The following is a 1918-nucleotide window of genomic DNA, read 5'->3' as shown; positions in this document are numbered from 1 at the left end:
AACGCTTCAAGCGTGCGATCCTGTTTCACTTTGGAGGACTGGTGATGGAGCCAACCCACAGTAACGGGTGAAGAACCTTACCATGAATACGGAAGCCACGGGCCTCCATGAGCATGCGTTTGTTTTTGCCTGCGACCAAGCAGAGCTGCCCATGCTCATGGTCAATCCCATTAGCATCAGGCGCTACGCCCAGGGAAAGCTGCCCAAAGTGGCCATCACTGCCTGCATGCGCAAGCTCATTGTGGTGCTAAATACTATGCTCAAAAACGAAGAGCTTTGGCGTCATAAAACAGCCTGATTATTTATGCTGGACACCACAGTCACTTGTTAGGAATCATTACTCCGACCTCAATGCCTTTCTTTTTATAATGCTCTGTAATGTAATTTAAAAATTCCGGATTTAACGTTGCCCCGCATATAGGAGCAAGCTGTTGGCCTACCTGCGTTAGCATGACGTTACCAATTTCTAGTTTATTATTGCTATCACTTTTAAAGGTAAACCCTACAGGCATACCAAAATATAATAGCGTGACATTCTTTGGTAGGGACTGTAGAAGAAAGCCTGAAACATGGTTGAAGCTAATTAAACCAAGCGAATCAAGATGGCTAAGTGATCCAAAGTTAATCCCCTGCCTTTTATATATTTCTGCTTGGTGGTCAAGGATCATTGGGAAAAACTCTCCTCCTGCCATTGCAAAACTACACAGCCGAGTAAATAGATGGGCGTCAGATTTGTCGAGAGTTGAGATCAGCTCAATTGTACGTTTTGAAAATGAACCAGGCTTATTAGCTTCGCCGGTGAGCAAGCTAGACCATAGACCCTGCATCTCTTTGTCAGAAACATTCCTGCATTTTTCAAAGAAATGCGATATCCAATCATCTTCAATATTCTCTGGCTTAGCCTCATCGTTTAGTGAGGCTGTAGCTTGCTCAGTAATAGATTCAATATTTTCTTGTTTCTTCGCTTCCTCATGAACAAGGCGACTTATAGCTCTTTGCTCAATTTCAGAAACTTCAATGTTTGCTAGAGCTTCAATCTTAGCGGCTTCAGCCTTTGCAGACGCTTCACGTTTTATACGTGTTGGCTCATATACAGTGCCAATTGCACCTGACATTTTCTCTATGAGAACGGTGGCTGGTTTGGATAGATCTCCGAAGTTCACTATGCTTTTTTCATCAGACATCGCAATTCCTTATTTTGATCCCTAACGCAGAGCTTTGCGGCAATTTTGGAGCCGCGCAGCGGTGAAAAAATTGTCCGACAACAGCGCCTGGTTATGAAATGCCAGACTCCCTGCGACTGGTCATTAGTCGGCACGCTAGCTCGCGCTCGTGCCACCTTGTTGCGAAAGCGTCCGAAACCACCAGCCATTTTCCACCTGAACTATGTGAGCCATGGTTCGCACCCATACAAGAGCACTGGCATTCGTGGCCAGTTGCATTCCAGCAGGCCGGAGCACATTTTTCTTGTTCGCGATAGGGCTGAATAATATAAACGCTACCAAAGGCTACAAGGCACCGATTCACTATTTCGTTGAACCAAGCCTTTGGCACTTCCCAACATTTAAACTGAGGATTCCATTTTGGCTTGCTTCGACGACCGTCTTGGAGCCAAGTCTTGTTTTCAGAGTCGTAAGGAAGTTTGACGAAAAGCGGCTTTCCCTTACCTTGCCGATAGATAACAGGGACAACAGTTTGACGCCAGATTTTTCTCAGTCGTTCTTCTGTCCCGATATCCATCATTCACTCCATGTCAGATGGCCATTCATAACGCCAGCCAACATGCGCGGCTACGAAATGGAGGCGAAGCCGCAATGTAGTAGGCGTCGCCGTGATTGGCATTGTATGGATAATTCCGTGTGTTTTCCGGGTAAATTGGGACCCACCCTCAACGGCCATTGAGGGCCTTCATGCAGCA

General features: G+C 46.1%; 1 protein-coding gene and 1 pseudogene. One reads left to right on the top strand and one right to left on the bottom strand.

Annotated elements, in window-relative coordinates:
- Window positions 1-178: 178 nt before the first annotated feature.
- Window positions 179-298, top strand: a pseudogene (locus tag H9C73_RS16185) (IS110 family transposase); the annotation flags it as partial.
- Between the two features lie 22 nt (window positions 299-320).
- Here H9C73_RS16185 and H9C73_RS15945 read toward each other — a convergent pair.
- Complete coding sequence (locus H9C73_RS15945; protein ID WP_209288890.1) at window positions 321-1184, bottom strand: DUF2806 domain-containing protein; 864 nt, start codon at window positions 1182-1184, stop codon at window positions 321-323.
- Window positions 1185-1918: the final 734 nt, after the last annotated feature.

Source organism: Marinobacterium alkalitolerans, assembly GCF_017776525.1.
GTDB classification, from domain to species: Bacteria; Pseudomonadota; Gammaproteobacteria; order Pseudomonadales; family Balneatricaceae; genus Marinobacterium; species Marinobacterium alkalitolerans.
The sequence above is the reverse complement of the archived record's forward strand: the minus strand, read 5'-3'. Positions and strand labels throughout refer to the sequence as shown.